Source organism: Streptomyces sp. NPDC017991 (assembly GCF_044328075.1).
GTDB lineage: Bacteria > Actinomycetota > Actinomycetes > Streptomycetales > Streptomycetaceae > Streptomyces.
Genome location: NZ_JBIRGP010000003.1, coordinates 40,497 through 59,498, shown reverse-complemented (window position 1 = coordinate 59,498; position 19,002 = coordinate 40,497). Strand labels below are relative to the sequence as shown.

Genomic DNA, 19,002 nt, shown 5'->3' with positions numbered 1-19,002 from the left:
GTCCATGCCGCGTACGACCGCGCCAGTGAACACTGGCGCAATGGGGAGACTAGAGCAGCTCCGTACTGATGGGTAGGGGTCGCGTCCAGGAAAGTTACCCGCGGTACGACGTAGGGTGCCGATGTGGCGGACAAGCGGGAGTACCGAATGGAGGAGCTGGCCCAGAAGGCCGGCATCACCGTGCGCACGCTGCGCTTCTACCGCGAGCGGAAGCTGATCCCGCCACCGCGCCGCGAGGGCCGCATCGCCTGGTACGACGAGGACCACCTCGGCCGGCTGCGTACCATCGCCGCACTCCTGGAGCGCGGCCACACCCTCAACGGCATCGCGGAACTGGCCGAGGCGTTCGACCACGGCCGCGACGTGGGCGAACTGCTGGGGCTCGGCGCACCCACCGAGGAGACCCCGGTCCGCCTCTCCCCCGAGGAACTGGCCGACGTCTTCGCGGGCCAGGCCACCTCGGAGAACCTCGCCGCGTCCCTGGACCTCGGCTACCTCGCCACCGACGGCACGGACATCGTCCACATCAGCCGCCGGCTCCTGGAGACCTCGGCGGCGCTCGTCCGCGAGGGCATCCCGCTCGCGGACATCCTCTCCGCCGCCCGCCGCGTACGCGAACACGCCGACGCCCTGGCCGAGTTGTTCACCGACGTGGTCCTCACCGCGGACCGCACCCCGGAAGACCTCCAGCGCCTACGCCCCCTGGCGAAGAGCGTGGTGGAGGCGGAGCTTTCGATGGCGCTGGACCGACGCCTGCAGAAACGACCGTGAACCTCAGGAACGGGTCCCGCCGGTCGCCGGACGCACATCATCCGCCGGCAGTTCAGCGGTCGTAGACGACGGTCACCGGCGCGTGGTCGGACCAGCGCTCCCCGTGGGTCGCCGCCCGTTCCACGAAAGCCTTGACGGCGCGGGCCGCGAGTCCGGGCGTGGCGACCTGGTAGTCGATCCGCCATCCCGAGTCGTTGTCGAAGGCCCGCCCGCGGTAGGACCACCACGAGTACGGCCCGTCCACGCCGGGGTGCAGCGCGCGTACGACATCCACGTAGCCGCCCCCGTCTCCATCCCCGTCCTCCGTCACGGCGAAGACCTGGCCCAGCCACTCCCGCTCCTCCGGCAGGAAACCGGAGTTCTTCTGGTTGGCCCGCCAGTTCTTGAGGTCGGCCGGCTGGTGGGCGATGTTCCAGTCGCCGCACACGACGACCTCGCGCCCCTCGGCGGCGGCGCGCACGCGCAGCCCCTTCAGGTAGGCGAGGAACTCGTCCATGAACCGGATCTTCTCGTCCTGCCGCTCGGTCCCGACCTCACCCGAGGGCAGGTACAGGCTCGCGACGGTGACGCCGGGCAGGTCGGCCTCGACATAGCGCCCGCTGCCGTCGAACTCGGCGGACCCGAAGCCGACCTGGACGCGGTCGGGCTCGCGGCGCGTGTAGAGGGAGACGCCGGCCCGTCCCTTCGCGGCGGCGGGCGCGTGCACGACATGCCATCCGTCGGGCTGCCGTACGCCCTCCGGAAGCTGCCCGGGCTCGGCCCGTACCTCCTGGAGGCACAACACATCGGCGGACGTCTCCGCCAGCCACTCCACGAAGCCCTTCTTGGCGGCGGCCCGGAGCCCGTTTACATTCACAGAGGTCACAGTGAGCACCCGGGCACGATACCGGCACACTGGACGAGCACAGCGCACCCCTCCATCACCCCCTACTGCATAGAAGTACGATATTCAGCATGGATATACGCCGGGTCGCCTTCGACCACCCCGACGCCGTCAAGCTCAACGACGAGGTGCAGGCCGAGTACGCCGTGCGCTACGGGGACGAGGGCGACGTCACCCCGCTCGACCCGACGATGTTCGAGCCGCCGCTCGGCCTCTATCTGATCGCGTACGACACCGAGGACCGGCCCGTGGCGACCGGCGGCTGGCGCACGCAGGACGAGAACGACGAGGGCTACTCGGACGGCGACGCCGAGCTGAAGCGCATGTTCGTGATCGGGGAGGCCCGCGGCAACGGCCTGGCCCGCCGCATCCTGCGGGCCCTGGAGGCGGACGCCCGGGCGGCGGGCCGCACCCGCATGGTCCTGGAGACCGGCAACAAGCAGCCCGAGGCCATCGCCCTGTACGCGTCCAGCGGCTACGAGCCCTGCGTCAAGTTCGGCCACTACCGCTTCCACGAGGACAGCCGCTGCTTCGCGAAGCTCCTGTGAGGACGTCCCGGTATGTCGCGCGTAAGGGGTGAGTACACCGCAGACCCGTGCCCCCGATGCTCCGTGCAGGCGGTCCGCCCGGGCAGCCCGATGTCCGTCGGGGGACGCGATGTGGTCGGCTACGCCTGCGACCACTGTGCGCACACGTGGTCCCGGCCGGTGGAGACCGACGTGGACGTCCACGACGTCGTCAGAGTGGACCTCCCGCACGCCACGCTCTACGGCACCGTCCGGCAGATCCGGACCGACCGCGTCCAGGTACGCGGCTCGGGCGGCGAGTGGCTGCGGTGGGTGGAGCGCTGGAGGGTCATCGTCTACTGACATCCACCGCCGCGACCCGTCCCCCTGGGCCGCCGCACAACACCGAAGAACCCCCGCCGGATCTCCCCGGCGGGGGTTCTGAGCTGCGGTGGGCCGTTCACGGGTGGGTCTGAGCTGGGGATACGAGCACGTTCTCCAGGACCTTCCCAATCAGGCGGAGATCATTTCCCGACAACTTGCACACACCATGCATATGCTTGGTCGGCCGGTTCGGGGAGCTCGACGAAATGACGCGGTGCGTCAGCGGGAAGATCGATCTACGAGACGTCTGCCGCTTCGCCTTCGGCTCCTGCCGCAGCCACAGCACCCCCCAGAAGCACCCATGGCCCGAAGCCAGCGCCAGATCTGCTTCCTTACGGTCCGACTCTACGAGAGCGGCCTGTCGCTGGCTCGAGTGAGCGACCGCATCTGGTTGACCGCCTGGACCGTGCAGCTTCTCTTCCGGGAGCGCGGTCACCGGATGCGCCACCACGCACGGGCGAACGCGGTGAAGGACCACAGAGGGTCGGAAAGCCGGACTGTGTGTCCGTACCAGGTGATAGACCTCCTGTATGGCTGGCATTCAACACCTGTCGATGAGGGTTCCGTGGCGGGACCGCCCCTGGGACCAGTTCATCTGCGACGACCCGTTGGGGAACTCGTCATGTACGTTGCTCACCGCGATCGGCAAGGGCCGGGATGACTCGTTCGAGGTCGCCCACGCCGGTGCCGGGATCGACGCCCTCGATCAGAACCAGCTCCCCTGCCTCAGCGAGCGAGCGACGTTCATGTCTCCGCTCGGCTACACGGTCGTCAAGCAACATCCGTACCGACACAGCCGTGCGCTACAGGGGATGCTCCACGACACTCACGTCACGCTCCCCGGCTACGCCTTCGAGGCGGTTCCCTTCCGCTGGATGAACCGCGAGGTCTTCGCGCAGGAGGTCGGCCATGAGCGAGCCCCCTTGTTCAACCAAGTCGCGGAGGATGCCGTTGACGCCGCGCTGCGCTCCAACCCGCCGTGGGTGATGGATGGAGGCAACCAACGTGCCATCTTGGATGCCTTCTTCGAGCCCGTCGCCCCGGGTGACTCGTTGGTCTTCGCCTATCTGAAGCACTCACCATTTCAGGAGCAGCGCACCGACCGGCTGCTGGTAGGCGCCGCACGGGTCACCCGCGTCACCCCGCCGCCAATGTGGAACCAATCGGGGAACCCGCCTTTCAGTTCCGCCATGTGGGAAACGGTTGTCGAGCACTCGCTTCGCGCCGACATGGCCGATGGGATCTTGCTGCCTTACCAGCAGCTCATCTCCCTGATGGACGAGGGCATTGACGTCGACATGGCGCTCGCGTGGGCCCCCGAGGGCCGCGTTGTCGAGTTCTCGTACGTCACCGAGCACCTGTCCGACGATGCCGCCATCGAGGCGCTCACCTCGCTGCAGTCGGCCGCCGATGGCATGCGCGAACTGGGTGTGGACCTGCCTGACGCCGGCTACGAATGGCTACAGGACCAGATCGAGCGACTCTGGCAGCTACGCGGCCCTGTCCCCGGCCTGCCGGGTTTCCTCAAGGCGATCGGTGTCCAGCAGCCGTACGTGGCAGCGCGAGCGGTGATGGCAGAGGCGGGTGACGACACCGACCCGTGGGACCTCCTCCAGGCTTTCTTTACCGACCCGTCCTGCGCGCCGAGTGGGATAAGAGCGCACATCGGCGCCCTCCAGGCCAGGATCTGGAAGAAGGTGACGCCAGAGCGTCAGGCTGTGCTGCGCCTGCTCTCCGGCTTCGACATCTCCCCGGCACAGGTGCAGATGCTGCTCGAAGGCGGCACGGAGGTCGAGATGACGGCCGAGGACCTGCTGCAAAATCCGTACTTCGCTTCCACGTGCACCTACGGCAGCGCGGAACACGTGCCGTTCACGACCATTGACCGCGCCCTCTTCCCCCCGACCCACGTCACCTGGAAGCCTCCGGTTCCTGACGCCGTCAAACTGAAGGACCACCTCGATCGACGTCGGATCGAAGCATTGTTGACCGACGTGCTCGAGCGACAAGGCCGGCAGGGCGACACAGTCGTGCCGGAAGGCGAGACCATCGCTCTGGCAATCGACGTTCCGCTCGCTCAACCGCCCGCGCTGACCAAGACCATCCTGGCGGGTCTCGATCTGGACCATGACAGCGTCAACGAGTGGAGTGAGTGGTCACCCCTGACAAGCGTGTCGCTCGCGGACGGCACTCCCGCGTACAAGCTCACACGATTCGACGAGACCTCTTCCGTCATCCGGGACTGGATCAGGACACAAGAGAACCGGGACAGCCTCGGGCGGGTCACGGACGCCAGAACAGTGTTGGACAGGGCGCTCGACCGGAACCAGAACGTCACTGGAGAGCTCGACGAACTGGAGGAACGCGCTCGCACCGAGAAGGCCGCCGGCCTCTCGGCCCTTCATGACGCCCCGCTCTCGGTGCTCATCGGGCCGGCGGGAACCGGCAAGACAACGCTGCTGCGCGCCTTGGTCGAGTATCCCGGTGTCCCCGCAGGCAATGTGCTGCTTCTCGCTCCCACCGGCAAGGCGAAGGTCCAGCTGGAGACCAAGGTGAAGCTGCCCGCCAAGACTCTGGCGTCGCACCTGAGCGCCACTCACAGGTACGACGGAGAGACCGGCCGGTACCTCGTGTGGGGAGACCAGCAACCACGACACAACTACGCCTTGGTCGTCATTGACGAAGCGTCGATGCTCACCGAGGAGATGCTCGCAGCCACCCTCGACTCCTTCACCGGTGTCAAACGACTCATCCTCGTCGGCGACCCACGCCAACTCCCACCGATCGGCGCAGGCCGCCCCTTCGTCGACCTCGTCAACAAGCTGCGACCCGACAGTTTCAGTGGCTGGGTGCGGGTGGCACCGGGCTACGTCGAACTCCAGGTGCCTCGGCGCCAACTCGCCGATGGGAGCCACGGCAACCGACACGACCTTGAGCTGGCAGCCTGGTTCGGCGACAACACACGGGGCGCAGGCGACGAAGCCATCTGGGCAGAGCTGGCCGCCAACCCCGACTTGCCCACCGTGCGATACGTGCCTTGGGGCGACAGAACTGCCGTCGAGGCGCTGACCGACGAGCTCAAGCAGAACTTGGTTCTCGATGGCGACCCGGACCCAGCGCGAGCCTTCGCGCTCACCTACGGCGGCGTCATCAACGGCGCGTACCTCAACTGGCAGGTAGGCGCGGGCGAACATGCCGAGGACTGGCAAATTCTCTCCCCGACCCGCTCTCGAGCATTCGGCACAGTCGAGCTCAACCGCCACATCAAGCGCACGTACCGGTCAAACGACACCACGTGGGCACAACGAGACACCCGTCGCGGCAACATCCCGAAGCCGATCGGACCCGAGCTGATCGTTCGTGGCGACAAGGTCATGCAGACCACTAACAAGCGCCTGAACGCGTGGCCCAAGCAGAACGCGATGAACTACGTTGCGAACGGTGAGATCGGCGTCGCGATCGGATTCGTCACGCCAGCGGCGAAGACGCCCAAGTCCCAGCTGCGCCTCAGCGTCGAGTTCTCTTCCCAAACCGGGTTTCAGTACTCGTACTGGCCGACGGACTCCGATGACGCGCTACTGGAACTCGCATGGGCCGTCACGGTCCACAAGTCGCAGGGATCGGAGTTCGGCACGACCTTCCTCATTCTACCTTCCCGGGCGAACGTCTCCCGGGAACTCATGTACACCGCCCTGACCAGGCAGAGGGACAAGGTCGTCATCCTCCACGAGGGCACGCTCTCCGATCTACGCGATCTCGCACAGCCTTGGCGCTCGGAAACGGCCCGCCGACTGACCGACCTGTTCGACGCGCCACACCCAGTAGCTCTCGAGGTCCAGGGCATGGCCCGCCGCTTCGACCGGAAGCTCATGCATGTGTCGGCAAGCGGCATCCCGATGGCGTCGAAGAACGAGGTCATCATCGCCGGCCTTCTCGACCAACTTGCCCCAGGTCACTGGCAATACGAGGGGCCTTTCACCGGTGCCGACGGACGCGTCGTCCTGCCCGATTTCACGATTTCAGCCAGCGATGGCCGCACGGTCTACTGGGAGCACGCAGGCATGCTCGACCTACCCGACTACGCCCGGAAGTGGGAGCTCAAGAAGGCCTGGTACGCAGACAACGGCATCCTTCCGCACAACCAAGGCGGCGGACAGAACGGTTCGCTCATTTGGACGGACGACCTCAACGGCGCCGACGCGCACGCCTGGTTGACCTTTGCGTCCGAGGTTCTGGGAGTAGCGCCGGCCATGCCACCAGGCCGAGCGGGCGACCAGCCAGGGCCAGCACGGCGAGTCGCCAAGAAGACAGCGCAACGGCGTCCCAATTCATAGCGATCAAGATTCCCCCCATGTGTGCGGGGCGTGCAGCGACGCTCAGTCCGAGGGTGCCGCTGACGGCTCGACCGGCAGAGCATCCCCTTCAGGTTCAAGATCGGCGCCGTCGCACCCATGAGTATCGGACAGCCCCACGCCAACAGATGGAGGAGCGAGCAACGTCGCGATCACCCGATCAGGAACCCTGTTCGACCAGACAAACCGATCGTTGCGTGCGGGCGGAAATCGGTGAAGTGACGTGACCGAACAGGGCTTCTGTCCGGAAAATCACAGGGCTCGAGGGCGTGCTGATGCTTGCTCCGTGCTCGGGGTGTTGATGGCGGAGCTGGCGGAGAGGCATTCGGTCAGGCCTGGCTGCGAGTCAGGGTGACGGTGTTGCCCAGGCGTTCGAGCTGGCGGACGAGTTCACGGGTGCGGCGCTCGTCCCAGTCTGTGCCGAGATCGTGATAGCGGGCATCGGGGTCGGCGATCAGCTGCCAGTTTCAGATCGGCAGAAAGCCGAGCGCCGCGATTGAAGACCGCGCTAGTTGAACAGGTACTCCCCATGGCTGACATGGTTTCCGCTCTGACTGGGATCGGCGGGGCCCTGCTGGGCACCGCGGTCGGTGCGTTCGTCACGCATTTCATGCAGCGGCGTAATACCTCCCTGGCCCGTCTGCACGAGGAGCGTCTCTCGGCCTACGTCGCCTTTGCGGAGGCGGTCATGGAGTTCCGCAGGGAACTCATGGACCGCTGGTTCGTCGAACGCGGTGGCGCCGTCCACGACTCCACCTCGGTCTACTCGGCGCGCAGCACCATGTGGACCGCCTACTACCGTGTAGTCCTGCTCGCTGGGGACGAGGACATACGGCAGTCGGCCGCGACCGCACGGGAGACCGTCTCCTCGATCAAGGAGGCAGAGAGCCTGGACACCATGAAGGAGCGCTCCGACCTGACGCGCGAGGAGGTGCGCCGGTTCGTCGACCGCGCCCGTACCGAAGTGTCCCGGTAGCACCTTCCCGCCCTGTCGTCCAGATCGATTGCCCGGTCCCAACTCGCCTGCCACGATGGCCGGGTGACGGACAGCGACCGGCCGACAGGCCAGGCACCCCAGCCATCTCCGCTCGACATCATCACCAGCGACCTGCACACACATGGCGTCCCCTTGCCGGGAGATCTGTCACGGGCCATGCGCAAGTGCGTGCGCCCCGCGAGGCTCGACGCCGTCATCGCGGACCCGGCGCCCGACGACCTGGTGCGAGCCTGGAAGGCCACCGAACAGCACCGGAACAAGGAACCACGCGAGGTGGTGTGGATTCCTCTGCTGCACATGTTCCGGGAGCACTTCTCCCGGCCCGGCCCGGGTCTGGACGACGCGCTGAGGGCCGCAGGGATGCACCTGATGGCCACCCGGCGCGAGGTCACCGTTCAGCTCGGCAGCAGGTACTTCCACCTCGGGCAGAAACTCTTCATGGACGGACAGCGAGAGCCCGGCCGGTTCCTGCTGCGGGAGGCCGTTCGCACCCTCGAATGGGTCGACCGCAACGGACAACGCATGCCGATTGCACGGCGCTGCGCCTGGAACGGCCAGCTCGCCATCGCGCGCGTTCTGCTCGCCCGGGAGCGGGACGAGGCCGACCCCGAGGCCGTCGATCTGCTGCGGCGCGCCGAAGACCACTCGGCCTTCGCCGAACAAGGCGACAAGAGCGAGGAACACTTCGCCTACCGGGCCGAGATCCATCTCCGTCTGTTCCGAGCCGAGCGCACTCCTGCGCACCTCGAGAGGGCGTACAGCATCCTGCGGGGGCTCCGTCGTCCGCCGGCCTCGCGACGGCTCCGGGCGACGAGGGCGGACGTCCTGGCCGGGCTCGGCCTCGTCCGGCTGCGCAGCGGGCAGTTCGACGAAGGGCTCCGGCTGCTGCGCGACGCGGAAGAGGCGTACACCGACGCCCAGGAGACGGCCGGACCGCCGAACGCCCTGGGCGCCCACCCCGGATACCTCCTGGCCCGGCGCGGACAGGTACGGCACCAGCTCTACCGTTTCGACGTCGACGTCGTCGGCCGGCGCGCCAGCGCACGGCTTGAGGACGCGCTCAGCGATCTGCTCGCTCCCGAAGCCGCCGAGCACATGAGTGAGCGAGTGATCGCCGCGGCCCTGCTGGACCGTTCCCGGGTCCGGCAGCGACGCCGCGACCGGGCTGGTTCGGCCGCCGACCTGGACCTGGCGCGCGCCTTGCTGGGCACCTCGCCGGAATCGGCTCGCCTCGCCGCGCAGGTGCGCGTCCAGGAACTCGACGAGTCGGTGGACCGTGCCGTGGAGGACAGGGACACCGACGCTGTGCGCCGACTCGCCCGGGAGATCATCCGGCTCCCGTCCGACGCCCCCATTCCGAGTGCAGCCCTGGCCCGCGCGTGCCGGAGCGTGGTCGCCGGGGATGGCATCGACCGGAGCCGTCTGCTGCTTGAGGACGCGCTCGAACGCATCGAAACCGACGTCATCCACCCGCATCTGTCGCCGCCCGGGCACCGCCACGTGGCGGGTCACGCAGCCCTCATCGCCCGGATGCTCGCCCGGACCGAGGAAGAGGTCGCACCCGCCACGCTCGACCGGGCCCTGACCCTGTACCGGATCACCTTCGACGCATTGGACTCCCCCGCCGGCACCGATGCCTACGCCGATGCCGGTGCCTGCGCTCTGGACCTGGCCAAAGCACTGGCTGTCGGCGACGACACCGACAGCGAGGACGCGAGCGGATTGCTGCGCGAGGCGGTCGACTGGCTGGAGAAGTCACTGGCCAAGGCCCGCAATCCCTCGTCCGTGGTCCGTCCCAACTACGACCCGGTCATCGTCCACAGCCGACTGGGCGAGGCCGCCCTACGTTCCTACTCCCTCAACCCCAGCGAACGCATGCTCGAACTGGCGATCAAAAACCTGGAGGAGTCGCTGGCGCTCGAGTCGCTCGACGTGGAGGCGGTGGATCTCCGGCCGGAACGGGATCGGACCGCGATCCTCGGCCATCTGGGGGACGCCTACTACCGGCGGGGCACGAGGAACCGCGACGCCGAGGACTTTGAGCGCGCCCTCGCGCTCAAAGAAGAGACCTACACCGACGGCAACCGGGCCCGCGAGAACCGCAGTCTCGCCGCCGCCGCTGCCGAGCGGCTGCACCGCATCACCGCGGACGACACCCAGCTCACCCGCAGTGCCGGATACGCGCTCCAGGCGGCGGTCTGCGACCCCGCCTGGCCCTGGCCCGTGCTGCAGCTCGCCGACCTCGCGGCTCACCACGGGACTCTCGACCCGTCCCGCCTGCTGGGTCTGCCGCCCGCCTTCCTGTCCGCGCCGCTCCTCTCGGGCGACCGGTCGGAGCTCCTCGCGCATGCGGCCGGACTGGCCGCACGCAACCGCGAGTTCGCCGCGTCCGTCCTCGGCGGACAGCGGAGGTCCGGGGAACAGGGCGTCTTTGTCCTCAACGACGGTCACCGGCTAATCGAGCAGACCATCGTCCTTAAGCGACTAGCCGCCGGAGAGGCAGCCCGGGAATGGGAATGGACGCAACGCCTGCGCCAGTGGCTCACCGACCGGAACGCTCCCGTGCACTGGCAACTGCCCGAGCCCCTCGGACTGGTCCCGCTCGAAGCACCCCATGAACAGGACGCCGTCTATGTCATGCGGCGCATGCAGGGACGGCTCCTGGGAGCGACCGTGACCGACCGGCTCACGGGCCGGGGAGAAGATCCGCTCCCCCACTTCGCCGAGGCTCTGCGTTACCTCGCCGCCTTCCAAGCCTGGCGGGTCTTGGACGACGCGGACACCCCCCGCACCGCGACCGCACAACATGCCAGGGACTGGGCCGCCCAGGTGACCAAGGCCTGCGACAAACTCGACGCGTCCCTCGGCCTGAGGAAGGCGCTCCTGGACCTGGTACAGCCGCTCGGGGCGCTTGGCAGGCCCGTGGTGGCCAAGAAGGACCCCCACCCCGGAAACTGGATCCTCACCCCCCACGGCGGCCTGGTTCTCATCGACGTGGAATCCGATAAGACCCTCCCGCTGCTGCAGGAAGCCGTCACGGTCATCGACGACCTTCCCCTGTTGCCCTTCGACGAGGAAGGCTGGGCGTTACGGGAAGAGTTGCACGACACCTACCTGGCCGCCCTGGACGAGTTTGGGCTGCCGGTGCCCCGTGCGGCGGAGGTTCTCGCCGACAGCCTCGAAGCCCTCACCGTCTTCCACGCGGTGAAGGGCATCGGCCGTATCCGGCGCTGGAGCGACGACGTCTCGTCGTTCACCCTCTCGTTGCGCGGTGCTCAGGACGAGCACTACTGGAGCGTCCTGGACCATCTCGCCGCCCACGGGCGCGACGAGACCGCCCGCGCCTTCTGCCAGCTCTTCCTGGCGGAGGTCCAGCGCGACCGCACCACGACGGGCTGACCCGGTCTGCTTTCCCCGACACCCCCGACACCCCCGACACCCCCGGCTTCCTCGGCTCACTACTCGAGACTGAGACCGAAGGCGGGGAAGCCGGGACGCTTGCGGTCCTCGTGGATCGCGTCGACACAGACCGTCAGCTCCGTGCCCCGCGCATAGGAGGAGGGCGGCAGTCCCGGTGCCAGGTCACGTGCCCGGATCAGACCGTTGAAACCGGGGAGCACCTCGACGAACACCCCCACGGAGTCGAGGGCGTTGCGCACTCGGCCGGTGAAAACGGCGCCCTCCCGCACCCCCGCGTTGTCGAGCTGCTGCCCCAAGGAGGGAGTGTCCACGTTCCGTAGATCCAGCTGGATCTGCGGTGCGCCGCGGTGCAGGGTGACCGCCTTCACCGTGCCGATCACCTGCTGCTCCGGCGTCAGGACGTGCGGCAGGACCAGGACTGCGTGGCTGCCCACGTCGGCGGCGACCACGGTCGCCGTCAGCCCGTCCGGCAGCCGAAGCCACGCACGGCGAAGCTCCGCGCTGACGCGGTGAACCACGGCGCTGACCCATGATCCGACCGGGTAGCGTGCGCAGGCCTCCGCCAGGGTGAGGACCGGTTCCCTCCTGCCGTTGGCCGGTTCGCCCCGTCCGGGGCCGCTGTACCGGTCGGACTCCGGCCTCGGCTCACCGCCAGCTCCCTGCCCGGCGGGACCGGTGGTGGTCCTGCCAGGGCCCGTATCGGTCGTGCGGGGTTCTGCGGCGTTCTTCAACGGGCCGAGCGTGAGCATGCCGTATCCCTGCCGGTCGAAGACACCCGTCACGAGCCCGGTGAACTCGGCTCCCACGACGAGGGCCTGGGCGATCGTGCCCTGTCCGAGCCCCAGGTCACGCTCGGTGACACTGGCGGGGATGCCGTCGAACAGGCGCAGCCAGGCGCGGCCCAACTCCGCCTTGGCGGCCGTCACGACAGCGCTGACCCGCGTGCCCACGGAATGCATGGAGGTGACCTCGGCCCCCGGCAGACGCAGTTCCGGAGGCAGTTCCACTCGGACGGTGGCAGGCAGGTCGACGGGCTCGCGGTCGGTGCCGGCACGCAGCACGGGTTCCGTACGGGACGGGGTGTGGTGACGGCTCCGGGCCCACCACAACCAGACGTCGCGGACCCAGGTGGCGTCCATGTCTAGCTCGGCGAGTTCGATGGCACTGCCCCGGCTGAGGACGCGCTCCGCCTTCAGGAAGACTCCGCTGCCCCCGACTTCCGGTAGGGGTCCGTCCGGCAAGCCGATCAGGGACGCGTCCGTCAGGTGCTCGGCGACGTCCGCGACGGGACGCAGCGACCGTCCCTGCAAGGACAGACGAGAGCGTTCCTGGTACAGGCGTATGACGATGGGTGACTCGGGCTCGGGCGGTGGCTCACCGGCCGATGCGCTGATCACGTGGCGCAGCCCGGTCCGGCTGTCGTGGGCCAGCAGACGGACCTCCACGTACCCGGCGCCGTTCGGAGCGCCGGTGACCACCCCGGCCACATCACGAGCCCCGTTGGTGGCCGCCTTGACGTGCTGGTGGGCCAGGTCCACGAGCGTGACGGTGAAATGCCCCGTCTGGCTGCGCGGCAGGACTGTCGCGGTCACGGTGGCCCCCTCTAGGAGGTCGGCCAGCTGCCTGGTGTCCCGGCGGTGAAGAGACACAGCGAGCTGGGCCCGCTCGTCCTGCCGCGGCGGATTCGGATCGGCCTCTCGCAGCAGGAACCGCCCGCGGGCGTCGGCACGCGTCAGGACCCGCAACTCCCCGTCGTGATCGCTGACCATGGGACCGACCACCACCTCGATGTGGTCACCGGCCTGCAGATCGGGGTGGGCCCCGGGACCGTCGGTGTCCTCGGGACGGCGCCAGTCGGGACGCAGGAAGAGCAGCGGTTCGCCGTCGGGAGTGACGTGGTAGCCGACGACCTCGTACCAGCCATCCCCGTTCAGGCCCCCCTCCTGTGCCAGCACGAACGGCCGGGAGACGTCGATTCCCCCGGCCGACGATGCCTGCCCGTGCCCTGGAGGGACGCCCGGCGCCCGACCGTCCGCGACCGCCCGCGGGGTCTCGCACTCGGCCAGGTCACCGGCGAGGCAACGGGGACACCGCCCGCAAGCCGTCTCGTCCGCTTCGACGTCACGGTGATCGAGGACAGTGGTACGGGCCATGGCCTCGAGGTCAGGGAAGGGCTCGGCGTTCGTGGGCCAGTTGTGATCGGTTTCCGGGGCGGCATCCACAAGCGTTGCCGCCCCGCTGTGCGCCAGCTCGTCCTGAGCGTCCAGTTCGGCGAGTTCCTGTGCGGCCCGGGGAAGGGGAGCCGGCGCGTGTCGGGCTTCGACGTGTCCGGCGACCGGCCGACCGGCCGCGTCCCGCTCGAGGCGCAGCAGGGCCCGGGTGCCGGCCGGCCACGCCTCCAGCAGGGCGGCGATGACCTCGCGCCTCGGCTCGGGCCGGGCATGGAGGGCGCTGAGGACCAGAAGGCGGACGGCGTCCGCGGGCCCCGTGCTGTCAGATGCCCCACCGCGTGCCCACGGTTCGGCGGTGACGAGGTGCGCCAGCCGGATCCCGTCGCGGCCCCGGTGACGCGCGAGGGGGATGACTCGTTCGGGCCGTCCGGTCAGATGCCCGGCATGAACGGCGCACGGCGTGGTGTGGTCGCCGTGCACGGCGTTGTAGTCGGTGCTAGCGGTGGTGGCGTCACTGCCGCTGGCCGAGCCGTCCAGCACGTGCTCCAGGTCGGCGAAGGCCCGGGTGATGGCCCCACGGGCGCGGCGCAGGAGCGACGGCTCGACGAACCGTTTGACTTCCTCCTTCATGGTGGGGGACAGACCGCCGATGATGTCCCGGCGGATCGCGGCCGCGGTCAGCAACCGGTCGTCGCTGACCCACCAGCGCCGCGCCCATTCGGCCCGTGCGGAGGAGGCCTCCCACGGTGGGGTGGCGGGGTCGGCGCGTTCCCAGCCGGCGACGATCTGCAGCACCAGTTCGGCGTCGTCCTCGCAGACACTGGCCAGGGCACGATGGCGCTCCGCGGCTTCATGCCGCCATTCGTCCGGCCAGGAGAAGTCGGTCAAGAGCAGACCGGTGGTGCCGATGAGGCGTGCGGGCGTGGTGAGCAGCGCCAGAAGGGAGACTACTTCGGGCAGACACGCCAGACGGTCGGCGTGCATGACAGCCAGGGCGGCACCGGTGGAGCCCAGCACCTGGAGCCGATTGAGCTCCTTGCCGAACGTGGTGGGATGGCCTCCCGTGTCGAGCGAGCCGTTGGTCCGAAGAGCCTGGTCGGCGCGGCGCAGCTCGTCGACGAAGGTTTTCCGGGACGCTTCGGCGGCCTTGTCGAGCGCGAGGGGCGGCTCGGGCACGAACGCGGCCGGCCAGGGAAAATCGACGACGGAGTCCAGGCCGCCCATCTTGGCGGTCATCACCAAGCGTTCGAGGTTCTCACGGGTGGATCCCGGCGCGGTGTCCTCGGTGAGCTTGAGCAACTGGCCCTTGCTGTACAGGGGAAACACCCAGCCCGGCGCTTTGCGTCCGACCCGTCCCCAGCGCTGCTTGATCCCGGCCTGGGAGTGTGCCTTGGTCCTGATGCTCCCCTGGGCCGACTCCACGTCCCACTCCGACTGGGCGATGAGACCGGAGTCGACGACGAACCGGACCCCTTCGACGGTCAGGGACGTTTCCGCGAGGTTGGTGGATACGACGATCTTGCGGCGGTCGCCCTTGCGGCGCGCGGCCAGCGCGGCGCGCTTGTCCTCCACCGGCAAGGACGACAGCAGCGCGTACACATCGACGGTGTCCCCCAGTCCGGCGCGGATCAGGTCGCAGGCCTCCTCTATCGCCTTGGCGGTGGGGAGAAAGCTGAGAATGTCGCCGAAGATGTCCGCGGCGTCCAGCCCGCGGGTGAGCCGGACCATGAACTCCGCCAGCACGGAGGGCATCTCGCGCTGCCACTGCTTCTCGGGTAGCGGAGTGGAAGCGCGCAGCGGAAGCAGCGCGCGGGTGGTGGCGTGCAGGTCCTCGACATACCCCACGTCGGCGCTGTCGACGACTTCGCTCTCCTTGAGCGCCGGGGCGAACCGAGGCCATGCGCTGGCGACGAGCTCATCCTCGGCAGTGGCCTGTGGCCCTTCCGCCAGGCGTAGTTCGGGCGCCATCCGCCGCCAGGCCTCCACCAGCGCGGGGTCGGGTGGGGCGTCCAGCTCCGGGAATAGCGGCCACCCGTAACCGATCGACTTGACCGCGGGGACGACCACCTTGCCGACGGCACTCTCCCCGCCGAAGTACTGTTGGTAGAAGTCCTCGTCGAAGGTCGCGGACGTGATGATCACCCGCAGGTGGGGGTACCGGTCCAGTTCACGGCGCAGGTACCCCATGATGAAGTCGATGTTGGTCGACCGCTCGTGCGCCTCGTCGACGATGACCGTGCCGATACTGGCCAGCCGCCCTTCCCGCAGCCAGTTGATCATGGTGCCGTCGGTCACGTACACCAGTCGGCACGCCGCGTCATGATGACGGTCGCCAGACACCTGGTAGCCCACCGGGTAGCCGGGGCCGGCCCCGTCGGCACCGGAGAGGAGCTCACCGACGAAGGTGGCCACTCCGACCGTGGCCTGCACCCGGGGCTCGGTGACGATGATCGGTCCGTTGTCGATGAGGCGATAACAGCCCTCGGGCGGATCGAGGAGCCGGTAGGGCATGTAGGTGGACTTGCCCGTGCCGGTGCCGGCCTTGACGACCAGGACACGCCGCCTGGGGTCGGCCAGGGAATCGAGCATCTGCCGGATGTGGGACTCGTCCATGCCGAATCCGAACGCCCCCAAATCGACGGGGGCGGTGTCGGCCACGGTGTGGGCCTCGGGCAGCGGACCGAGCGCCCCGAGGGGACCGGTGGGGCTACTCCGGTCGGCGACCTCGCCGGTGGTCCGCAGATCGATGTAGGCCACGGAGAGGCCGGAGATGTGCCCCACGTGGGCGGCGCGGTGCTCCCGGCAGCGGTCCGAGCGCGAACCACCGCGTTCGAGCTGCCCGCCGGCCCAGGCCTCGGGATAGGTGAAGTACTCGGTGCCCGCCGGACGGTCGCCGAGGGCGACCTCGCGGGCGCAGTCCTTGCACACCGCGCGGCGCATGTCCGGCAGGGAGGAGCCACGGGGAGTCTCAGTGGTCATCGCAGTCCTTCCGCGGTCCAGGGCTCTCCCTGATGGAACACTGTCTGGTCGGGGCCGCCCGGCCGGCCTGCCGCCGCGAACATCGGAACGACGGCCACAGACCCGGGATGACGCAGCAGATGGACGGTCACGGCCCGGTAGAACCCGACGACCGCGCAGTCCAGTCCCGTCTGGTACAGGTGCAGGACCGCGGTACGCCGCCCGTGGTCGGTGAGGGTCGCCAGTTGCTCCAGGCTCGTGGCGTACACGAACTCGTCAGTCTGCGCGGCGGGCCGGGGCCTGGAGACCTCGGCGTTGCGCAGCCACGCACCGTCGATGCGGGCGTCCATCTCGGTGTGCCGGATCGACAGCAGTGCCAGACACAAGGTGACGTCGGCCTGTGCGGGCAGCGCGTCGGCCGGCCGCAGACACCGCAGGGGAAACGGGTCAGCGGCGGCGGAGCCGTCCCGGTAGGCGATGGGCACGTCGACACGCCGGTCGGGGTGTCCGGCAACGTACTGCCGCAGCACCTCGGTCAGCACCCGGTTGTGCACCCCGGAAGGACTGACGGGCTGCCGGCCGGCCGCGTCCGGACCGACGGCAGCCGCCACTTGGTCCCGGAACCGCGCTTCCACGGCCCGACGTCCCTCTACGCCCTCGGGAGCGCGCCAGGGAGCGGCCACGTCGGGGGCGGGCTCCCGGCCGGTCAGAGGGAAGCCCGAGCCGCCGGGCGCGAAGGGAACCGTGAGAGCGACGACGACGTTCTGCTCGGCCAGCCAATGCCGAACCAGCCGCGCCGCCTGGTGGGACACGCGGTCTGCCAGTGCGGAACCGAGCGGATCCGCCATGTCGTGGGCGGCCACCGGCAGTCCGGGGCCGTCGGGCGCCTCGTCCAGGACGAGGCAGGTGGCGCCCCCTGCGGCGGCGCGCCAGGCGTGGCTCTCCAGCTGGGAGCACAGCCGTTCGTAGCGGATGACGTCGGTCCGGTCGCCGGGTTCGGCCGTGGTCGAACGGAGGGCGGCCGTGGCGATGTCCCCCACCAGCGTGCGGAGCGGGCCGTCCGCAGTCAGGGACACGAGCGTGGTGGTGTGGGTGGTTGCCGTCATCCGCGTGCGAGCCTCGACGTGAGTAGTTTGTCCTCGATCGCGCGATCCAGGTCGGCCAGGCGGTCCGGACAGCGAAGTACAGGCACGTCGGCTTGCGCGGGCAGCCAGGCGTCCTGCGGAATCAGCAGCGCCGCGGCTGTGCCGCGGGTGCGCAACGCCCGTACGACGGCGAGATCGCGATCGCTCACATGGACCCGGGGCAGGACGGTGAGAGAAACATCGGCGACAGGAAGGGCGCTGTCACCGGCCGCCCAGGGCGGGACCGTCGAGTCGGACAGGTGGTATTCGACGGCGGCGGTGTCCTCGTGGACCGTCCAGGTCACTCCGGCGCTGACGTCCTCCACGACCCGTACGTCGTCCGTAGCACCCGCACTGTCGCGGCCGTTGAGCCGACGGAAGTACATACCGGCCATGAGGGCCCCACGGCAGACGTCGGCTTCCGCCTGCCGCAGGGATCGGTGGGTCCAGGCGGCGCCGCCGGCCAGGACGGACCCGCCGTGCGCACTCGTCGCCAGCAGGAGTTCCAGTTCGAGCTCACGCCACAACTGGGACAACAGGGCGTAGCAGATGCGTTCGGGACTGATTCCGTCCGCGGTCACGGCCGCTCCGACCCGGGCACGCAGCCCCCGGGGCATGGGCGTCACTGCCAGGAACAGCTCCCTCGCCTCGGCCGGGCTGATCGACGCGGGATCGTCGACTCCCAGGGGCACACCGGTAGCTCGTCCGTACCGGCGAAGGCCGGCGGGAACACGTCCCTCGGGATGGCCGGCGTAGCGGATCGTGCGTCCGTCGAGGTTCACCGACGCCGGCCGGTCGAAGCGGACTTCCATGGTGCCGCCGCGCGCGAAGGCGTCACACAGCGTCAGCGCCGCCATGGCGCGGTTGGCCTCGTGCGTGGCGACATGCGGCACTTCGGCTGTCATCCACGCGGGCACCGACAGACCGTCGAAGGCGCTGTCCTGGGCGATGGCGGCATAGCCGACGACGACGTTCTGGCAGGCCAGCCGCACGGGCCGGACGACGAAGTCGCGCGGTCGCCGGTCACGGTCGATGAAGGCGTGCTCGTAGGCCGGGCCGATCTCGTCGAGCATGCGGGTGAGCCCGGCCTCCCGCGCCAGGAGTTCCTCTTCCAGCGACGCAATGTAGAGCAGCGGATCGACGTCCAGAACTGCGAGCTGATGCTCCGGCGCCACCTCGCCGAGGAACAGTCGTACGACCGTGCCGGGAGCAAGAGCGCGGTCGCCGTCGCTCAGGGGGTTCAGCACCACACAGGCCAGGGAGGCTTCGTCGACGACCGCCAGGGGAACCAGCGAGGAGGCCAGAGCGTCCGGCACCACACGCCGTAACGCCTCACGCGCGTCTTCGAGACTGTGCGCGGTGCCGTGCCCGATGGGGGCGAGCAGGAGCTCGCGCACGGATGCGGACCACCGGCTGACGTATGTGAGGGCCAGCGA

At 69.1% G+C, this 19,002-nt stretch carries 10 protein-coding genes; 6 read left to right on the top strand and 4 right to left on the bottom strand.

Features of this window, described 5'->3' with window-relative positions; genetic code table 11:
• Positions 1–147 precede the first annotated feature (147 nt).
• Positions 148–771, top strand: a complete 624-nt coding sequence (locus tag ACH4DZ_RS08810) for a MerR family transcriptional regulator (protein ID WP_398287046.1) — start codon at positions 148–150, stop codon at positions 769–771.
• Between the two features lie 52 nt (positions 772–823).
• On the opposite strand, the gene ACH4DZ_RS08805 is transcribed toward ACH4DZ_RS08810, so the two are convergent.
• A complete protein-coding gene (locus ACH4DZ_RS08805; RefSeq protein ID WP_398286281.1) occupies positions 824–1,666 on the bottom strand; it encodes an exodeoxyribonuclease III in 843 nt (280 codons plus the stop codon).
• A gap of 59 nt (positions 1,667–1,725) precedes the next feature.
• Between ACH4DZ_RS08805 and ACH4DZ_RS08800 the strand changes: the two genes are divergently transcribed.
• From ACH4DZ_RS08800 to ACH4DZ_RS08780, 5 genes are all read left to right on the top strand, one after another.
• The gene (locus tag ACH4DZ_RS08800) at positions 1,726–2,202 is read left to right on the top strand and encodes a GNAT family N-acetyltransferase (RefSeq protein WP_398286280.1); all 477 of its coding nucleotides are present in this window, start codon (positions 1,726–1,728) and stop codon (positions 2,200–2,202) included.
• 90 nt (positions 2,203–2,292) lie between these two features.
• Positions 2,293–2,523, top strand: a complete 231-nt coding sequence (locus ACH4DZ_RS08795) for a hypothetical protein (RefSeq protein WP_398286279.1) — start codon at positions 2,293–2,295, stop codon at positions 2,521–2,523.
• Positions 2,524–3,074: 551 nt separating this feature from the next.
• Positions 3,075–6,878, top strand: a complete 3,804-nt coding sequence (locus ACH4DZ_RS08790; RefSeq protein ID WP_398286278.1) for an AAA family ATPase — start codon at positions 3,075–3,077, stop codon at positions 6,876–6,878.
• Positions 6,879–7,425: 547 nt separating this feature from the next.
• Positions 7,426–7,872 carry a hypothetical protein gene (locus tag ACH4DZ_RS08785; protein WP_267026709.1) on the top strand — a complete coding sequence of 149 codons (447 nt, stop codon included), beginning with the start codon at positions 7,426–7,428 and terminating at the stop codon, positions 7,870–7,872.
• Positions 7,873–7,935: 63 nt separating this feature from the next.
• Positions 7,936–11,292: a hypothetical protein gene (locus ACH4DZ_RS08780; protein ID WP_398286277.1), complete on the top strand. Its 3,357-nt coding sequence runs from the start codon at positions 7,936–7,938 to the stop codon at positions 11,290–11,292.
• A 59-nt stretch (positions 11,293–11,351) separates the two neighbouring features.
• Here the strand turns inward: ACH4DZ_RS08780 and ACH4DZ_RS08775 are convergent, their stop codons facing one another.
• The 3 genes from ACH4DZ_RS08775 to ACH4DZ_RS08765 are packed head-to-tail and all read right to left on the bottom strand — an operon-like array spanning position 11,352 to position 18,963.
• Positions 11,352–16,463, bottom strand: a complete 5,112-nt coding sequence (locus ACH4DZ_RS08775; protein WP_398286275.1) for a helicase-related protein — start codon at positions 16,461–16,463, stop codon at positions 11,352–11,354.
• Positions 16,460–17,548: a hypothetical protein gene (locus ACH4DZ_RS08770; protein ID WP_398286273.1), complete on the bottom strand. Its 1,089-nt coding sequence runs from the start codon at positions 17,546–17,548 to the stop codon at positions 16,460–16,462. The genes ACH4DZ_RS08775 and ACH4DZ_RS08770 overlap by 4 nt, the downstream gene beginning before the upstream one ends.
• Complete coding sequence (locus ACH4DZ_RS08765; protein WP_398286272.1) at positions 17,545–18,963, bottom strand: hypothetical protein; 1,419 nt, start codon at positions 18,961–18,963, stop codon at positions 17,545–17,547. The genes ACH4DZ_RS08770 and ACH4DZ_RS08765 overlap by 4 nt, the downstream gene beginning before the upstream one ends.
• Positions 18,964–19,002 lie beyond the last annotated feature (39 nt).

Coding starts and splice junctions, on each gene's coding strand:
- ACH4DZ_RS08810 (WP_398287046.1), top strand. CDS start 148: ATGGAGGAGCTGGCCCAGAAGGCCGGCATCACCGTGCGCACGCTGCGC.
- ACH4DZ_RS08800 (WP_398286280.1), top strand. CDS start 1,726: ATGGATATACGCCGGGTCGCCTTCGACCACCCCGACGCCGTCAAGCTC.
- ACH4DZ_RS08795 (WP_398286279.1), top strand. CDS start 2,293: ATGTCCGTCGGGGGACGCGATGTGGTCGGCTACGCCTGCGACCACTGT.
- ACH4DZ_RS08790 (WP_398286278.1), top strand. CDS start 3,075: ATGGCTGGCATTCAACACCTGTCGATGAGGGTTCCGTGGCGGGACCGC.
- ACH4DZ_RS08785 (WP_267026709.1), top strand. CDS start 7,426: ATGGCTGACATGGTTTCCGCTCTGACTGGGATCGGCGGGGCCCTGCTG.
- ACH4DZ_RS08775 (WP_398286275.1), bottom strand. CDS start 16,463: ATGACCACTGAGACTCCCCGTGGCTCCTCCCTGCCGGACATGCGCCGC.
- ACH4DZ_RS08770 (WP_398286273.1), bottom strand. CDS start 17,548: ATGACGGCAACCACCCACACCACCACGCTCGTGTCCCTGACTGCGGAC.